Source organism: Vibrio sp. 2130-1, assembly GCF_033339515.1.
In genome coordinates this window covers 1-948 of the sequence record NZ_JAWOUT010000113.1, presented here as the reverse complement: position 1 = coordinate 948, position 948 = coordinate 1, and the positions used below count along the sequence as shown (strand labels likewise).

The window sequence follows — 948 nt, the reverse complement described above, 5'->3', positions numbered from 1 at the left end:
GATAGAATACGCAGGGAAGTTGCCATCGCCTCAATGCGAGATTTTTATCGCCTCTCTTGGCTGTGCGGCATCTAGACCAGAACCTGAATCTATGGCTTATTCTAGCCGTGACGCTAATTACGTATTAAATGTGCACGGAAGATGGGACTCCGCAGAAGATGACCAAGCTTGTATCGCGTGGGCGAGAGACTTTTTTGCCAAAACCAAACCGTATGCCAGTGGCGGTGCGTACATTAACTTCTTAACGCAAGATGAAGCCGAACGTACTGAATCCGCCTATGGCCCAACGTATGCGCGCTTGCAAGAAGTGAAGAAGAAGTTTGATCCAAATAACTTGTTCAGAATGAATCAGAACATCAAGCCAGAGTGAGTGACTCGATATTCTGTTCTTCGTTATGTTGTATCTGTTTGGTAACTCAAGAATACGTAGCCACGGTCAAAGCTACGTATTCTTGTCCGGTATTCAATCCTGAACTATTTCATAATTTTCTGGGGGTTATCGATATATGCAAGGTTAGATAAGTGCCAGCAAGTAAGCTGGCTTTTTTGATCAACAAATTCTGTAAAAACCACACTCATCAAACCAGTCATATTCTCTATCTCGCTGTTCGTTTCTTATACAAAAAGTTAACAAATTAAATTTTTATACATTTTTATTGCATAAAAACTCCTTGTTGGTAATATGAATGCCAAGTGACAATTAATGCGGTATTGCAGCATGAGTATTCAGGTAAGCAGAATCAACAAATCCTACGGTGATACACAAGTTCTTCACGATGTGAGTTTCAATTGTGAAAACGGTGAAACGCTAGTGTTACTGGGCCCAAGCGGCGCGGGAAAGAGTTCTTTATTACGTGTTCTAAACCTTTTGGAAGGGGCGGATAACGGCAAACTAAACATCGCTAATGACGTCTTTGATTTCTCGGCTGAAATCAAAGAAAAGCAAGG

At 41.6% G+C, this 948-nt stretch carries 2 protein-coding genes; both read left to right on the top strand.

Features of this window, described 5'->3' with window-relative positions:
- Nucleotides 1–370, top strand: a 370-nt coding sequence (locus R7Q09_RS24585; RefSeq protein WP_318143753.1) for a BBE domain-containing protein, incomplete at its 5' end; no start/stop codon positions are given.
- A 348-nt stretch (nt 371–718) separates the two neighbouring features.
- Nucleotides 719–948, top strand: a 230-nt coding sequence (locus tag R7Q09_RS24580) for an ATP-binding cassette domain-containing protein (protein ID WP_318143752.1), incomplete at its 3' end; no start/stop codon positions are given.